The sequence below is a fragment of the Agrobacterium radiobacter genome, assembly GCF_040801995.1.
GTDB classification, from domain to species: Bacteria; Pseudomonadota; Alphaproteobacteria; order Rhizobiales; family Rhizobiaceae; genus Agrobacterium; species Agrobacterium radiobacter.
The window spans coordinates 1,332,562-1,347,141 of sequence record NZ_JBEGHX010000001.1 but is presented as its reverse complement, the minus strand read 5'-3'; the positions used below and the strand labels follow the sequence as shown (position 1 = coordinate 1,347,141).

Annotated in this window: 14 protein-coding genes; 6 read left to right on the top strand and 8 right to left on the bottom strand. The window is 60.7% G+C overall.

The window, feature by feature from the left end; all coding sequences use genetic code 11:
- Window positions 1-143: 143 nt before the first annotated feature.
- Entirely contained in the window at window positions 144-1,193 is a 1,050-nt protein-coding gene (gene moaA / locus MRBLRC7O_RS06790; RefSeq protein ID WP_080866182.1) for a GTP 3',8-cyclase MoaA, read from the bottom strand.
- A gap of 132 nt (window positions 1,194-1,325) precedes the next feature.
- Between moaA and MRBLRC7O_RS06785 the strand changes: the two genes are divergently transcribed.
- The 3 genes from MRBLRC7O_RS06785 (at window position 1,326) to MRBLRC7O_RS06775 (ending at window position 4,370) form a co-directional block, all read left to right on the top strand.
- On the top strand, window positions 1,326-1,694 hold the full coding sequence (locus MRBLRC7O_RS06785) for a gamma-butyrobetaine hydroxylase family protein (RefSeq protein ID WP_003509699.1): 369 nt from the start codon (window positions 1,326-1,328) through the stop codon (window positions 1,692-1,694).
- A gap of 201 nt (window positions 1,695-1,895) precedes the next feature.
- Window positions 1,896-3,707: a monovalent cation:proton antiporter-2 (CPA2) family protein gene (locus MRBLRC7O_RS06780; RefSeq protein ID WP_112540172.1), complete on the top strand. Its 1,812-nt coding sequence runs from the start codon at window positions 1,896-1,898 to the stop codon at window positions 3,705-3,707.
- Between the two features lie 54 nt (window positions 3,708-3,761).
- A complete protein-coding gene (locus MRBLRC7O_RS06775; protein WP_003509696.1) occupies window positions 3,762-4,370 on the top strand; it encodes a pyridoxamine 5'-phosphate oxidase family protein in 609 nt (202 codons plus the stop codon).
- Window positions 4,371-4,595: 225 nt separating this feature from the next.
- Here MRBLRC7O_RS06775 and MRBLRC7O_RS06770 read toward each other — a convergent pair whose 3' ends face one another.
- The 7 genes from MRBLRC7O_RS06770 to MRBLRC7O_RS06740 form a co-directional block, all read right to left on the bottom strand.
- On the bottom strand, window positions 4,596-5,666 hold the full coding sequence (locus tag MRBLRC7O_RS06770) for a GGDEF domain-containing protein (RefSeq protein ID WP_003509694.1): 1,071 nt from the start codon (window positions 5,664-5,666) through the stop codon (window positions 4,596-4,598).
- Between the two features lie 505 nt (window positions 5,667-6,171).
- Window positions 6,172-7,389: a molybdopterin molybdotransferase MoeA gene (locus MRBLRC7O_RS06765; RefSeq protein WP_111820721.1), complete on the bottom strand. Its 1,218-nt coding sequence runs from the start codon at window positions 7,387-7,389 to the stop codon at window positions 6,172-6,174.
- Window positions 7,390-7,881 (bottom strand): cyclic pyranopterin monophosphate synthase MoaC, encoded by a 492-nt coding sequence (moaC, locus tag MRBLRC7O_RS06760; RefSeq protein ID WP_080866179.1) that lies wholly within the window; start codon window positions 7,879-7,881, stop codon window positions 7,390-7,392.
- A gap of 7 nt (window positions 7,882-7,888) precedes the next feature.
- Window positions 7,889-8,704 carry an indole-3-glycerol phosphate synthase TrpC gene (gene trpC / locus MRBLRC7O_RS06755; RefSeq protein ID WP_080866178.1) on the bottom strand — a complete coding sequence of 272 codons (816 nt, stop codon included), beginning with the start codon at window positions 8,702-8,704 and terminating at the stop codon, window positions 7,889-7,891.
- 10 nt (window positions 8,705-8,714) lie between these two features.
- The gene (trpD, locus tag MRBLRC7O_RS06750) at window positions 8,715-9,728 is read right to left on the bottom strand and encodes an anthranilate phosphoribosyltransferase (protein WP_080866177.1); all 1,014 of its coding nucleotides are present in this window, start codon (window positions 9,726-9,728) and stop codon (window positions 8,715-8,717) included.
- Window positions 9,729-9,744: 16 nt separating this feature from the next.
- Window positions 9,745-11,637: a peptidylprolyl isomerase gene (locus tag MRBLRC7O_RS06745; RefSeq protein ID WP_080866176.1), complete on the bottom strand. Its 1,893-nt coding sequence runs from the start codon at window positions 11,635-11,637 to the stop codon at window positions 9,745-9,747.
- A gap of 552 nt (window positions 11,638-12,189) precedes the next feature.
- A complete protein-coding gene (locus MRBLRC7O_RS06740) occupies window positions 12,190-12,369 on the bottom strand; it encodes a hypothetical protein (RefSeq protein ID WP_003503030.1) in 180 nt (59 codons plus the stop codon).
- Between the two features lie 437 nt (window positions 12,370-12,806).
- On the opposite strand from MRBLRC7O_RS06740, the gene coaD reads away from it, so the two are divergent.
- Genes coaD through MRBLRC7O_RS06725 form a run of 3 tightly spaced genes read left to right on the top strand, consistent with a single transcriptional unit; the run spans window position 12,807 to window position 14,446 of the window.
- The gene (gene coaD, locus MRBLRC7O_RS06735; protein ID WP_003503029.1) at window positions 12,807-13,301 is read left to right on the top strand and encodes a pantetheine-phosphate adenylyltransferase; all 495 of its coding nucleotides are present in this window, start codon (window positions 12,807-12,809) and stop codon (window positions 13,299-13,301) included.
- Between the two features lie 29 nt (window positions 13,302-13,330).
- Window positions 13,331-13,900: a peptidylprolyl isomerase gene (locus MRBLRC7O_RS06730; protein WP_003503027.1), complete on the top strand. Its 570-nt coding sequence runs from the start codon at window positions 13,331-13,333 to the stop codon at window positions 13,898-13,900.
- Between the two features lie 36 nt (window positions 13,901-13,936).
- Window positions 13,937-14,446 (top strand): peptidylprolyl isomerase, encoded by a 510-nt coding sequence (locus tag MRBLRC7O_RS06725; protein ID WP_003503025.1) that lies wholly within the window; start codon window positions 13,937-13,939, stop codon window positions 14,444-14,446.
- Window positions 14,447-14,580 lie beyond the last annotated feature (134 nt).

Sequence of the window (14,580 nt, the reverse complement as noted above, 5' to 3'; positions counted from 1 at the left end):
ATGCGCGGTTTACTCCGTCCGCCCTTGCGGGCGATCTGGAGCCGCCGTTCCGGCGCAACCACGCATTCCTCCATGCAAAGAGACGTGGCACGGCACAGCCGGTATTTCAACCGCTTATATGGGCGGGTGGACGAGAAAGAGGCTCAGCCGCCGGTCACGCTCATGTGGCGGGAGACGGCGGGCCGGTTATGGGTTCGGTCGATGATGAAATCATGCCCCTTCGGCTTGCGCAGCAGGGCTTCATCGATAGCGCTCGAGAGATAGGCGTCGCTGTCGGAGGCGCGCAGCGCCGTGCGCAGATCGGCGGCGTCATCCTGGCCGAGACACATATAAAGCGTGCCGGTGCAGGTGAGGCGCACGCGATTGCAGCTTTCGCAGAAATTATGTGTCATCGGCGTGATGAAGCCCATCCGGCCGCCGGTTTCCTTCACCGTCACGTAACGGGCGGGGCCGCCGGTCTGGTAATCGCTGTCGATGAGTGTGAAGCTCTTTTCGAGATCGGCGCGCAGCTGCGAAAGCGGCAGGTAGCGGTCAGTGCGATCTTCCTCGATCTCGCCCATCGGCATGGTTTCGATGACAGTCAGGTCCATGCCGCGGCCATGGGCGAAACGCATCAGATCGGGAATCTCGGCGTCGTTGAAGTCCTTCAGCGCCACGGCGTTGAGCTTGACCTTGATGCCCGAGGCCTGGGCGGCATCCAGCCCTTCCATCACCCGGTCGATATCGCCCCAGCGGGTGATATGGCGGAATTTATCGCGGTCGAGCGTATCGAGCGAGACATTGATGCGGCGCACGCCGCAATCGGCGAGTTCGGCGGCGAATTTCGCAAGCTGCGAGCCGTTGGTGGTCAGCGTCAGTTCGTCGAGCGCGCCTGTTTGCACATGTCGGCCGAGGTTCCTCACCAGCGACATGATGTTCTTGCGCACCAGCGGCTCGCCGCCAGTCAGCCTCAGCTTGCGCACGCCGCGCGCGATGAAGACGGAACAGAGGCGGTCGAGTTCTTCGAGCGTCAGAAGGTCCTTCTTCGGCAGGAAGGTCATGTGCTCGGACATGCAATAGGTGCAGCGGAAGTCGCAGCGGTCGGTCACGGAAACCCGTAGATAGGTGATGGCGCGGCCGAAAGGGTCCACCATCGGTGTGCTGTTTTCCGTCAGGGTTTTCGCTTTTTCAAGCGAGCCGGGGAAACTGTTCACGTCTCCATCCTCATTGCGCCTTGCGCCGGGCACACACGCCTGATGTGTGCTCTATTAGGTGATGTAGTGGCTTGCCTATCGTGAGGCAAGTCCGTAATTCTGACGCATGTGACGAGCTTGCGGAAGTGAAAAATGAGTGATGCCTGGCCGACTGAGCTGCTTGTGTCGAAAGACCGGCGCGAATTGACTGTTTCCTTTGATGATGGAAGCGTTTACCGGCTTGGCGCCGAGATGCTGCGCGTGCTTTCGCCCTCGGCGGAAGTGCAGGGCCACGGGCCGGGACAAAAGGTCACGGTGCCCGGCAAACGCAATGTCGCCATCCGTTCCATGGTCGCGACCGGCAATTATGCGGTTCGCATCGTTTTCGACGATGGCCACGATAGCGGCATCTACACGTGGAAATATCTGAAGGAATTGGGTGAGACAGGGGATGCGCTGTTTGCCGATTATGAACGGCAGCTCGCCGAAAAGGGCTTGAGCAGGGAACCGCGATTCCGGTAGGCGCTTACTTCCCTCATTCCGGTGACAAGCACAGGAATGAGGGGGGAGCACAGGGCATCTGAAGCACCATGTCCCGGCAGCAAATAACCCGTTGAATCTGCGCGCCGTCCGTCAGTAAAATCGTTTTCGCTTTTCCCGTCGATGCGCTAGGAAGTGAGGGAGGGAACACCCTCGTCTTATTGATTTTCAGCGGGGTGGCGTGTGGCTGTAGGAGCGAACGGAAATGATCTGGCCCAGGTGGTCGTATTGTTGGCGGCAGGCGTTGTCGCCGCGCCGATCTTCAAGCGCATGGGCCTCGGCTCGGTGCTCGGTTATCTGGCCGCCGGCCTTGTGATCGGGCCTTACGGTCTCGGTTTCTTTTCCGATTCGCAGGCCATTCTGCATATAGCGGAACTCGGCGTGGTGATGTTCCTGTTCATCATCGGCCTTGAAATGCAGCCCTCGCGGCTGTGGTCGATGCGGCAGGATATTTTCGGGCTGGGTGCGTTGCAGGTGCTGGTCTGTATGGCGGGTCTGACGCTGGTGGGCGTCAGCCTCGGCTTTCCCGTCATCATGTCCTTCGTCGCCGGCACCGGTTTCGTGCTGACCTCGACGGCGATCGTCATGCAGATGCTGCAGGAACGCAACAGCATGTCGAGCCTCAAGGGCCAGCGCATCATCGCCATCCTGCTGTTTGAGGATCTGGCCATCGTGCCGCTGCTGGCGCTTGTCGCCTTCCTCGGTGCGGGCGGCGAACATGTGACGGCGTCGGAGCGCTGGGTCTCCGTCGGCATCGCGCTTGCCGCCGTCGGCGCGCTCATTCTTGCCGGGCGTTATCTTCTCAACCCGTTTTTCCGCCTGCTCGCCGCTTCCGGCGCGCGTGAGGTGATGACGGCCGCGGCGCTGCTGGTGGTGCTCGGTTCGGCGCTTCTGATGCAGGTCAGCGGTCTTTCGATGGCCATGGGTGCTTTCCTTGCCGGCGTGCTTCTGTCGGAATCCTCTTTCCGTCACCAGCTCGAGGCAGATATCGAGCCGTTTCGCGGTATTCTGCTCGGGCTGTTCTTCCTCGGCGTCGGCATGGCCATTGATCTTGCCGTCATTGCCTCCAACTGGCAGCTCGTGCTGGTCAGCGTCGTCGCCTACATGCTGCTCAAGGCCTTCCTGATCTATGGCGTGGCGCGGGCGCTGGGCACCACCAGACGCGAAAGCCTGGAACGGGCGGTACTGATGGCGCAGGGCGGTGAATTCGCCTTCGTGCTTTATTCGGCCGCCGTCAGCGCTGGTATTCTCGACCGGGAGGCGAACGCCATCCTGACGGCGACCATTATCATCTCCATGGTGCTGACGCCGCTAATGGTCATCCTGCATGACCGGCTGGTGCCGGCGGCGGTTCCCAATACCGACGATCTCGACGTGCCCGAGAATGTCGAAGGCAGCATTCTCCTGATCGGCTTCGGGCGTTTCGGCCAGATCGTCAGCCAGCCGCTTCTGGCGCGGGGCTACACGCTGTCGCTCATCGACAAGGATGCCGAGTTCGTGCGCGATGCGGCGGAGTTCGGCTTCAAGGTCTATTATGGCGACGGTTCGCGGTCGGAAATCCTGCATGCGGCCGGCGCCAGCACGGCGCGCGCGGTTCTCATCTGCGTCGATGACAAGGAGGCGGCGGTCAGGATCGCGGAGATCGTCAAGCACGAATTCCCGCTGGTGCCTGTCCTTGCCCGTGCTTACGACCGTGGCCATGCCATCGATCTGCTCAAGGCGGGTGTCGATTACCAGATCCGCGAGACGCTGGAATCGGCGCTGAATTTCAGCGAGGAAGTGCTTGGCGCCATGGGCGAGGAACGGGAAGACGCCGCCCGTCTGGTGGAGGAATTCCGAGACCGCGACGAGGAACGTTTCGCCATGGAAGTCGTCGGCGGCATCTATGCCGGCCGGTCGCTGATCCGCGGCAACGCCCAGCCGGCCGATCTGGTTGCCGCCCGCACGGCGCGCGAGCGGGCCGAGCGGGAAAAGGCGGAAGCGGCAGAGGAATAGGACGCGCCGATCTTTCGATGTCGGCAAAGGGAATTCGTAAGGGTAGGAACAGATATGACGATCATTCGCACGGTTGAGGAATTGAAGGCGATCTATGACGGCACGAGCGAGGCATCGATCGCCAAGGTGACGGCCACGCTGACGGCCGAATACAGGCTGATGATCGAGACTTCGCCGTTCCTCGCGCTGGCGACGGTCGGGCCCGAGGGCATGGACTGTTCACCGCGCGGCGACAAGGGCGGCGTGGTCAGGGTGGCTGATGACAGGACGGTGCTTCTGCCGGACTGGCGCGGCAATAACCGCGTGGATTCGCTTTTGAACATCGTGCGCGATCCGCGCGTGGCGCTGATGTTCCTGATCCCCGGCTCGAACACGACGATGCGCATCAACGGCCGCGCCGTGGTCTCCGTCGCTCCCGATCTGCTGGAGAGCTTCGAGATGGATGGCAAACATCCGCGCACGGTTATCGTGGTGACGATCGACGAAGTCTATTTCCAGTGCGCCCGGGCGCTGATGCGCTCCGAGCTGTGGAACCCCGATAATTTCGTCGATCCGGCGGCGCTCCCGACACCCGGTCTTCTGCTCAAGGCGGCGAAGGCGGAGTTCGATCAGGAAACCTATGACCGCGAATGGGCGGCGCGGGCGGCGAAGACCATGTGGTGAGGCGCAATAAAGACGCGACCGTCGGGCCGCTGAGGCAAGCCTCGCAAGGCTTACGCCATTGGCGAAAGCGGAGTGTCTCACTCCGTCACCCCGGACTGGTCCGGGGTCTAGCGCGATCAAGTCCTTGATCGCCAGAGACTCTTTTCACGGCGCAGACGCGCCGTGACTGGATGCCGGATCAAGTCCGGCATGACGGGGGAGATAGTGGCGCGTACGCCAACATCCTCAAGTCCGATAAATCAGCCAGTTCTTCCCGACATAGTTCTTCTGCATGCCGTCCTCATAATAGACGGAGCGGTTCCGGCCGGTTTCCTTGGCATGGTAGAGCGCCGTATCGGCATGGCCGTAAAGCTCGCTCGGATTGGTGGCCTGTGCGGCGGAGGCGAAGCCGATGGAAATTGTCACCGTGCCATAGTCGGCGCCTGATCTCGAATTGCGGAACGGCGTGCTTTCCAGCGACAGGCGGATGCGCTCGCACGTCACCATCACCTCTTCGGGCGTGTTGCCATCCAGAATGATGGCGAATTCCTCGCCGCCGCTTCTGGCGACAAAACCATCCTTGCGGACATTGGCGCGGATGACCGAGGCGACGGTGGCGAGAATCTTGTCGCCGACCGGATGGCCGAATGTGTCGTTGACCCGCTTGAAGTGATCGATATCGAGTAGCACGAGCGTGGTATATTGCAGGCCGATGGAGCTGTCATAAACCGATGCCAGCCGGTCGTCGAAGGCGCGCCGGTTGGAGAGGCGCGTCAGCGAGTCGGTATTGGCGATGCGCTTGTATTCGTCCAGTTCGAGGCGCACCTGATGCATTTCCTCGGCATGGCGATTGACGTCATTGAACGCCTTTTCGCCGTCGATGATTTTCGAGCCGGTGGCTTCGGCCAGCAATGAGATTGCATTCCTCAGAATATTGCTGCTGGCGGCGTTCTTGTCGTCGATGCGCTGGCGCGTTTCGCCGAGAATCCTGTTGTAGTTTTCGATGGAGGATTGTTCGCGCCTCAGCGTTCCCAGCAGGCCCTCCAGTTCACGCCGCAGCTTGTCATGCGCATCGTCGATCGACCGTGCGGGATTACCTTCGCCGTAGCGTGAGGACAGCTCGTCCAGATCTTCCTGCGTCACCCGGTTGCCGAGCGCGGCCAGATCCTTCGTCAGGGCAGGGTTCGAACCGATATAGGCTTCGTAAAACAGGCTGTAGTTACGCGGGATCGGCGAAACACCCATGCTCCGCATGGCATAGGCAATCTGCCCGGCAATGTCGGGCCCCGTGGTTTTGGGCGTGGATGCCGTGTTCATCAAGAAACTCCAGTGAGTCTGCTTATCGACTATGATTATTATTATGAAGCTAGTTTTGGAAAGCTTAATTTACGGGAAACTAATTTTTGTTTCCAGAAACTCGTTTTTCGCCAATTTTTATTTTAGTTAATTGATAAATATAAGTAATTTTCATTTTGAAGAATTCCGGAGCTTTTTATCTCTACTATTCGTCTTGGTGACAGCATCGCATTTATTCTGTCAATCCCAATAACGGGGTTGGTGTGATTTATTTTGGCACAACAATAAGGAAAGATATTGCCGGGATGAAAAGAGATGAGGTTTTTTGAGTTGGGAGAGACACCGCCTATAGGCGGCGTTTTCTGTCATCCGTGTCGGGATACAGTAACGTTACAGTTTTATTTGCGGCTCCATGCCATGCGGGATGCGGCAGTGCCATTTTGTGACGGCGCCGCAACCATTCGGCAAATTTTGCGAAGGGATCAATTATGCTTCCGGCCGCAGCTTCGGCCGCACCGACTGCGTGTCAGGATTTCAGCCTTATGACCGGGCATTCCGCCCCGGCGGTTGCCGCCGGCGCATGTGGCGGGCGCACGATCAGGCCATCGGAATGGGCCAATATCTTCATCATCGATGAATCCTGCTTCGCGTAGGCTTCCGCCACCAGCATGCCGTTTTCGTCCGTGCTGAAACGGGCGCGCAGATAGTCCTGCCGTTGGTCATTCGCCTTCAGCGGTGTGGCGGTGCGGGCTGTAGCTTCGCGTTGCAGGGGGGCGCGGCGGGCGATGCTGCGGACCAGGGGTTCGAGGAACAGCAGGCCGCAGAGGAGGCTTGCAACCGGGTTTCCAGGCAGGCCCAGAACCTGCATGGCGCCAATGGCGCCGACCATCAGCGGTTTCCCCGGACGCATGGCGATGCGCCAGAAATCGAGCTGCATGCCTTCCGCCTTCAACGCGGCCTGCACGAGGTCGTGGTCGCCAACGGAGGCGCCGCCGAGCGTCACCAGCACATCGACCTTCGCCGCGACGGCCTTGCCGATGGCCGCGCGGATCAACCCCTCGTCATCGGCAATGATGCCGAGGTCGAGAACCTCTGCGCCGGCCTGCCGGGCAAGGGCTGCGACACCGAAGATGTTGGAGGCGATGATCTGGGCGGGCTGCGGTGCGCTTCCCGGCGGCAGCAACTCATCGCCGGTGGCGAGGATGGCGATGCGCGGCTTGCGATAGACGGTCAGCGCGGCATGGTTCATCGCCGCCGCCAGTGTCAGGTCGGTGAAGCCAAGTTCACGCCCGGCCTTCAGCGCCGTTTCGCCTTCGGTAAAATCCTGCCCGCGCGGGCGGATATGTCGCCCGGCGGTGACGTCGAAGGCGGTGCGGATCTTTCCGCTCTCCAGCACTTCGGCATCTTCCTGAATGAGGACCGTATCCGCACCCTGCGGCACCGGCGCGCCGGTGAAGATGCGCACGGCCTGGCCTTCACCAACAGTGCCGGCAAAAGCATGGCCGGCGGCGGCCTGACCGATGACGGTGAGGACCGAACCGATATTGAGCGCATCGGCGCTGCGCAGGGCATAACCATCCATGGCCGAGGCATCAAAGGGCGGCTGGGTGAGACGCGCCGTAAGGTCGGCCGAGAGAACGCGACCATCACATTCGGCAAGCGGCAGGGTCTCGCTTTCGGTCACCGGAACCGCTGCCTCCAGAAGGCGTGTTATGGCCTCATCCACGGGCAGCAGCGGTTTCATTCAGGTCTCCTGTCGCCGGAAATCGCCGGATTTGCCGCCGCTCTTTTCGAGAAGGCGGATATTGACGATTTCCATCGCCTTGTCGGCGGCTTTCGCCATGTCATAGATCGTCAGGCAGGCAATGGAGACGGCGGTCAGCGCTTCCATCTCCACGCCCGTTTTGCCAGACAGTTTCACCATGGCCTCGACTCTCAGGCCGGGCAGGGCGGTATCTTCGGTAATATCGACCGCAACCTTGGTCAGCATCAGCGGATGGCAGAGCGGAATGAGGTTTGCCGTCTGCTTGGCGGCCATGATGCCCGCCAGCCGGGCAGTACCGATGACATCGCCCTTCTTGGCATTGCCGTCGCGGATGAGCGCCAGCGTTTCCAGCTTCATCTTCACGAAGCCTTCGGCCACGGCGACGCGGACGGTCTCGGCCTTGTCGCCGACATCGACCATATGCGCTTCGCCGCTCGCATCGATATGGGTGAGCTTTCCCGTCTCGCTCATCGGCGCTTTATTCCGCTGCCAGAATGCCGGATTGGCCTGTCAGCAGCGCTTTGGTCGCCGCCGTCACATCATCCTTGCGCATCAGGCTTTCGCCGACGAGGAAGGTGCTGATGCCGCTCTTTTCCAGACGCTGGCAGTCCTCGAAGGTGAAGATGCCGCTTTCGCCCACCAGCAGCCGGTCAGCCGGCACGAGGCCCGCCAGCTTCTCGCTGGCTTCGAGGCTGACTTCGAAGGTGCGCAGGTTGCGGTTGTTGATGCCGAGAAGCGGCGAGGCGAGTTTCAGCGCCCGTTCGGTTTCTTCGGCGTCATGCACCTCGACCAGCACATCCATGCCGAGCGAAAAAGCCTCATCCTCAAGCCGTTTCGCCTCGTCGTCGGAAAGCGAGGCCATGATGAGGAGAATGCAGTCCGCGCCCCAGGCACGGGCTTCATGCACCTGGTAAGTATCGAACATGAAATCCTTGCGCAGCGCCGGCAAAGCGCAGGCATTGCGGGCGGCGGTCAGGAATTCCGGTGCGCCCTGAAAGCTCGGCGTATCCGTCAAAACCGACAGACAAGCGGCGCCACCGGCTTCATAGGCGGCGGCCAGCGCCGGCGGATCGAAATCCGGACGGATCAGGCCCTTGGAGGGGCTCGCCTTCTTGATTTCGGCGATCAGCCCGAACTTGCCTTCGGCCTGCTTTGCCCTCAGCGCTTTATAAAAGCCGCGGGGCGCGCTCTGGTCTGCGGCCATGGCCTTCAGATCGGCCAGCGAAACCTTCGCCTTGGCGGCGGCGATTTCCTCGCGCTTGTAAGTCTCGATCTTTTTGAGAATGTCGCTCATGATCTCGCTCTCATTCTTCGTTGGACACGGCAACCAGACGGTCGAGCGCGGCTGCGGCCTTGCCGCTGTCCAGCGCCTCGCTGACGATCGCCATCGCCTCAGTGAGCGTTTCCGCCTTGCCGGCAATGACCAGCGCTGCGGCCGCGTTGCACAGCGACACGTCACGATAGGCGTTGCGTTTGCCGGACAGGACCTCGCGCAGTGCTGCTGCATTGGCAATGCCGTCGCCGCCCTTCAGGTCTTCCATGGAAGCGGGCTCGACGCCGAAATCCTTCGGCGTCAGGTCGAAAGTGCGGATCTTGCCGCCTTCCAGCGCCGCCACATGGGTAACGCCCGTGGTCGTCACCTCGTCCATGCCGTCGCCATGCACGACCCAGATGCTTTCAGAACCGAGATCGCGCAGCACTTCGGCAAGCGGCACCAGCCAGCGCGACGAGAAGACGCCGAGCAGTTGGCGTTTTGCGCCTGCCGGATTGGAGAGGGGGCCAAGCAGGTTGAAGATCGTCCGCGTGCCGAGTTCGACGCGGCTGGGGCCGACATGGCGCATGGCCGAATGGTGCAGCTGCGCGAACATGAAGCCGAGACCCGCCTCGCTGATGCAGCGGGCGATGAGCTCAGGACCGATATCGAGCTTCACGCCAAGCGCGGAGAGTGCGTCTGCCGTGCCGGATTTGGAGCTCAGCGCCCGGTTGCCATGCTTGGCAACGGGCAGGCCCGTTCCGGCGACGATGATCGAGGCGAGTGTCGAGATATTATAGGTGCCGATGCCGTCACCGCCGGTTCCGACGATATCGATGGCATTGGCGGGAGCCGAAACCGGCAGCATGCGGGCGCGCATGGAGGAGACGGCGCCGACGATTTCGTCCACCGTTTCGCCGCGCACGCGCAGCGCCATCAGGAAGCCGCCAATCTGCGACGGCGTGGCTTCGCCCGACATCAGAACGTCGAAAGCCGCCCGCGATTCCTCGCGGTTCAGGCTCTCTCCATTTGCGACCTTGGCGATCAGCGGCTTCAGTTCGGCCATCTTGTCGCCCCCCGGGTTAGAAGCCGACCATCGCCTGATCGGCGAGGGCCTGATTGATGGTGACACCATAGTCATTCTGCAGGCGGTTGACCATCTGGTCCAGCATGTCGTCGCCGGCCGCGCGGGCAATGGCGGCAAACTGCTGGTCGTCATTGGCAAGCGCGTCTGCAGGCGCATTGGTGTCGACGGAGGTGACCTTGAAGAGGATGCGGCTGGAACCCTCGGCATCGGCGGCAGTGCCGACCACGCCTTCGGCGCCCGAGAAGACGGCGGCGATGGTCTGCCGTCCGAAAATAGCGTCCTCGCTGGTGCGGCGCAGGCCGGATTTCTGCTCGACGGCAAGGCTCAGCTCACCGGCCACGGCTTCCAGCGTGTCGCCCTTTTCGACGCGCGCCTTCAGTTCCTCGGCCTTGGCGGCAAGCGCGTTGCGCTGCTGTTCCGCCGTCCAGTCGGCCACGACATCGTCGCGGACTTCGGCAAGCGTGCGGTCGCGGGCGGCGATGATCTGGTCGACATCGAACCAGATGTAGCCTTCACGGCCGAGATTGATCGGCAGGGCTTCCGTGCCGGGTTCGGTCTTGAAGACCTCCTGCGCGAGCTGCGGGGAGGGCAGGCCCTGAATCGCATCGCCCTTCTCATCGAGGCCGGAAGCGTCGATGGCGGCGATGGTGACGGCCTTCAGGTTCAGCTGCGTTGCCGCATCCGCGAGCGAAGAGCCGCCGGCGCGCAGGTCCTCGTAACGGTCATGAACATTGGTGATTTCTTCCGCAGCGGCCGCGGTGGCGAGGTCCTTGCGGATATCCTCTTTCGCCTCTTCCAGCGTGCGGGTGGTTTCCGGCTTGATGCCGGTGACGCGCAGGAGCACCGGGCCGAAGGAACCTTCGACCACCGGCGATACGCCGCCATCCTTCTGGATGGCGAAAGCGGCATCGGCAATCGACTGGTCGGGGATGGTATCCTTGGTGAATTCGCCGAGCGTGACGTCCGACGCGGCCTTGCCCTGATCCTTCACCACCTGGTCATAAGTGGTGTTGCCGAGGCGGATCTGTTCGGCGGCGGCTTCGGCCATTTCCTTTTCAGGGAAGGTCAGCTGCTCCACCGTGCGGCGGCCGGCGGTGCGGAAGCTGTCCTTGTGGCTGTTGTAATAATCAGCGATCTGGGCGTCGGTGACGGAGGCCTGATCGGCAATGTCCGACGGTTCCAGCTTCACATAGGTGAACTTGCGGAACTCGGGCGCGCGGTATTTCGTCTTGTTGGTCTCGAACCAGGGCGTGAGCACATCGTCGCCCGGCGCCTTGACCGGCGGAATGACGGCGTTCGAAAGAATGACGTAGTCGACCGAGCGCTGTTCATTACGATATTGCTTCAGCGCATCCACCAGCACCTGCGGTGCGGCAAAACCATCGGAGACGGCTTCAACGATCTGGCTTCGGACGGCAACCTTGCTGCGTTCCTTGATGTAGTCGTCCTCGCGGAAGCCGGAATTGCGCAGGCGCTCGCTGAAGAGATTACGGTCGAACTGGCCGTTGACCGACTTGAAGGCCGGGTCTTCGGCGATGAGGTTGGCGAGGCGGTTTTCCGAAAGGCCGAGATTCATCTTCGCGGCCAGCTCGTCAAGGGCTGCACCGGCCGCAAGCTGGCTGAAGACCTGACGGTCGATGCCGAAGGCCTTGGCCTGTTCGGTCGTCAGCCGGGTGCCGAACTGGCGGCTGAGATCGGAAATCTGGCGCTGATAGGCGAGACGGAACTCCTCAGGGCTGACCGTCTGGTCGCCCACCGTCATGACGGCGTGGGAATTGGCGGTGACAAGCGATGCGGAGACGCCCCAGACGCCAAACGAAACAACAAGCAGGAGAAGCAGCAGTTTGGCTGCCATGGTTCGAGAAGCATTTCTCAGGGAATCGAGCATCGTTATGCAAACCTCACAGGAACGTCATCGCGGTCGCCGGCTGTCCGGCCCGCAACGTATCGGCGTTCCTTAAATCAATCCAAACGGAAATTGAAGGGAATTTGCCTTGGAAAAACGGGGTTTTGAAAACGGTTGTGTGATTGGAGGCGCCGAAATGGAGGCGACGGTTCGATATCGGCTGCCTCTTCTTCCCTCATTCCTGTGCTTGTCACAGGAATTAAGCCAGCTCAAGTCCTTGGGCTGAAAGGACTCCTCCCACTGCACGAGAGCCGCGTCGGCCGGTTTCCCGTGACAAGCACAGGAATGAGGGAAGGAGAGGCTGGCGGCTTGGCAAAACAAAACCGCCCGGAAGGTCCAGGCGGTTGAAAAGAATCATTTCTAAGGGGCCGTCGGGTCGGTTCGCCGCGCTCAGAAGGCGCGGTCCCGCCGCATCTCGGCGACGACTGATATCATCGATGTCACGAACATTACGCTGATCAGGGCCAGAAGCATCGTCAGAAATGTGAACATTGATATCGTCTCCGGGAGTTGTGGGGAAATTCTCCCCGTTCCTCAGTAATAATTCATATACTGGTAACGGGCGGTCAGCTGCGGGTAGTCCGGTCCCTGGGTTTCAGGCTTCTGCTCATAAAGGCTAAACGTCGTTGCTACCATTGCGATAACCAGTACTGTCCAGGCGGTGCTGATGACGCTGATTTTCGCCGAAGTAGACTGTTTTTCTCTTACAAACATCTGTCCGTTCCTTTGGTTCTTTCTTAACGCGCCATGTCTCAACATGTTCCGCGTCAACCGTAAAAATCGATTAGCATCGCGCCTGTGAAACTTCCTTGAATGGCTCGTTCATCTGGCGTTCAGGAAACTGGCTAAGGCCGTCATTCGAGAAAAAGATACTCGGCAGCGAATGATGCGATGATCGAAAGGACGATCATGAAGGCCAGCATTTTCAATTCTCCGGATGCTTAACGAGTGAGGGGCGTTTCGGTTTCCCGATGTTGTGCATTTAAACAAAATAGCTGTGAAACCGCACTGAACGGCCCATTCATCCCGGGTTCACGCCGCAGCCGAGCTTGTGAGGGATGGTTATAAAGTCTTGCGCCGCGTGCCTCTCCATGACAAAAGGCGGGCACATGATACCCAGCATCGAAGCGCGCCCACCACCTGAGAGCGATATGACGATTGCCTTTTATCCAGGATCCTTCGATCCGATGACCAACGGACATCTGGATGTGCTTATCCAGGCGCTGAACGTGGCGTCGAAAGTCATCGTTGCCGTCGGCATCCATCCCGGAAAAGCGCCGCTGTTCAGCTTCGAAGAGCGGGCGGCGCTGATAAAGCAGGCGCTTTCCGAACAGCTGCCCGATCAGGCGGCGCGCATGGAAGTCGTTTCCTTCGATAATCTGGTCGTCGACGCCGCGCGCCAGCACGGCGCGCACCTTCTGTTGCGCGGCCTGCGTGACGGCACCGATCTCGATTATGAAATGCAGATGGCCGGCATGAACCGCCAGATGGCGCCTGATATTCAGACCGTGTTCCTGCCCGCCGGCACGTCGTCGCGACCCATTACAGCCACATTGGTCCGGCAGATCGCCGCCATGGGCGGCAATGTCGACGCCTTCGTGCCCAAGGCCGTGCTTGAAGCCCTCAACGCCAAGCTGAAGCGCTGACTTCAGCCCCACATTCTGGAGCCAATCCGATGAAACTCGTTCGATTTGCCTTTGCCGGCGCCATGTTTGCAGGCGCGCTTGCCGCCAGCACCCTCGCTTCGGCCGCCGAACTTCTCACCGTCCAGCTGAAGGATGGTCTCGTTGTCATCGAGCTGATGCCCGATGTTGCGCCGAAGCACGTGGCGCAGATCGAGGCGCTGGCCAAGAAGGGCGCTTATGACAACGTCGCCTTCCACCGCGTCATCGACGGCTTCATGGCGCAGACCGGCGACGTGCAGTATGGCAATATGGAGAAGGGCTTCAGCGCCCAGCGCGCAGGTACGGGTGGTTCCGACCTTCCGGATATTCCGGCCGAATTCTCCAAGGTTCCGTTCACGCGCGGTGTGGTCGGCATGGCCCGCTCGCAGGATCCGAATTCCGCCAATTCGCAGTTCTTCATCATGTTTGCCGACGGCCCGTTCCTGAACGGGCAATATACCGTGGTCGGCAAGGTCGTGTCCGGCATGGAAGCCGTTGACAAGATCAAGCGCGGCGCCGGCGGCAACGGCGAAGTTTCCAACCCCGACCGGATGATCAAGGTCACCGTCGGCAAAAAGTAAGGTAGGGCAATAGAGCCCGAACAGAGGAGAATAACCATGGCCGAGATCAAGGATCCGGAAAACACCATCATCATGGAAACGACGACCGGCAAGGTCGTGATCCAGCTGCTGCCGGAAGTTGCTCCGGGCCACGTTGCCCGCATCAAGGAACTCGTATCGGAAGGCGCTTATGACGGCGTCGTGTTCCACCGCGTCATCGAAGACTTCATGGCCCAGACCGGCGACGTGCAGTTCGGCAAGAAGGGTTCCGACAGCTTCAACCCGGCCCGCGCCGGCATGGGCGGTTCCGACAAGCCGGACCTGAAGGCTGAATTCTCCGCCATCCCGCACGTGCGGGGCACCTGCTCCATGGCCCGTTCGCAGAGCCCGAACTCCGCCAATTCGCAGTTCTTCATCTGCTTCACGGATTCTCCGTGGCTCAACAAGCAGTACACCGTCTGGGGCCAGGTCATCGAAGGCATGGAAGCCATCGATAAGGTCAAGCGCGGCGAGCCGGTGAAGGATCCCGATTCGATCGTTTCCATCAAGCTCGCTTCTGCGGCCTGATTTTCGGAAGTTGCAGTTTGACCCGTCCCGCAGTTTATGCGGGGCGGGTTTTGATGTTTATTGACGGTGCTTGATGTGGAGGACGGTGCGGCAGATTTGACGATTGCTGTTCTTTGCGCCGTTTCCTTTTTCCC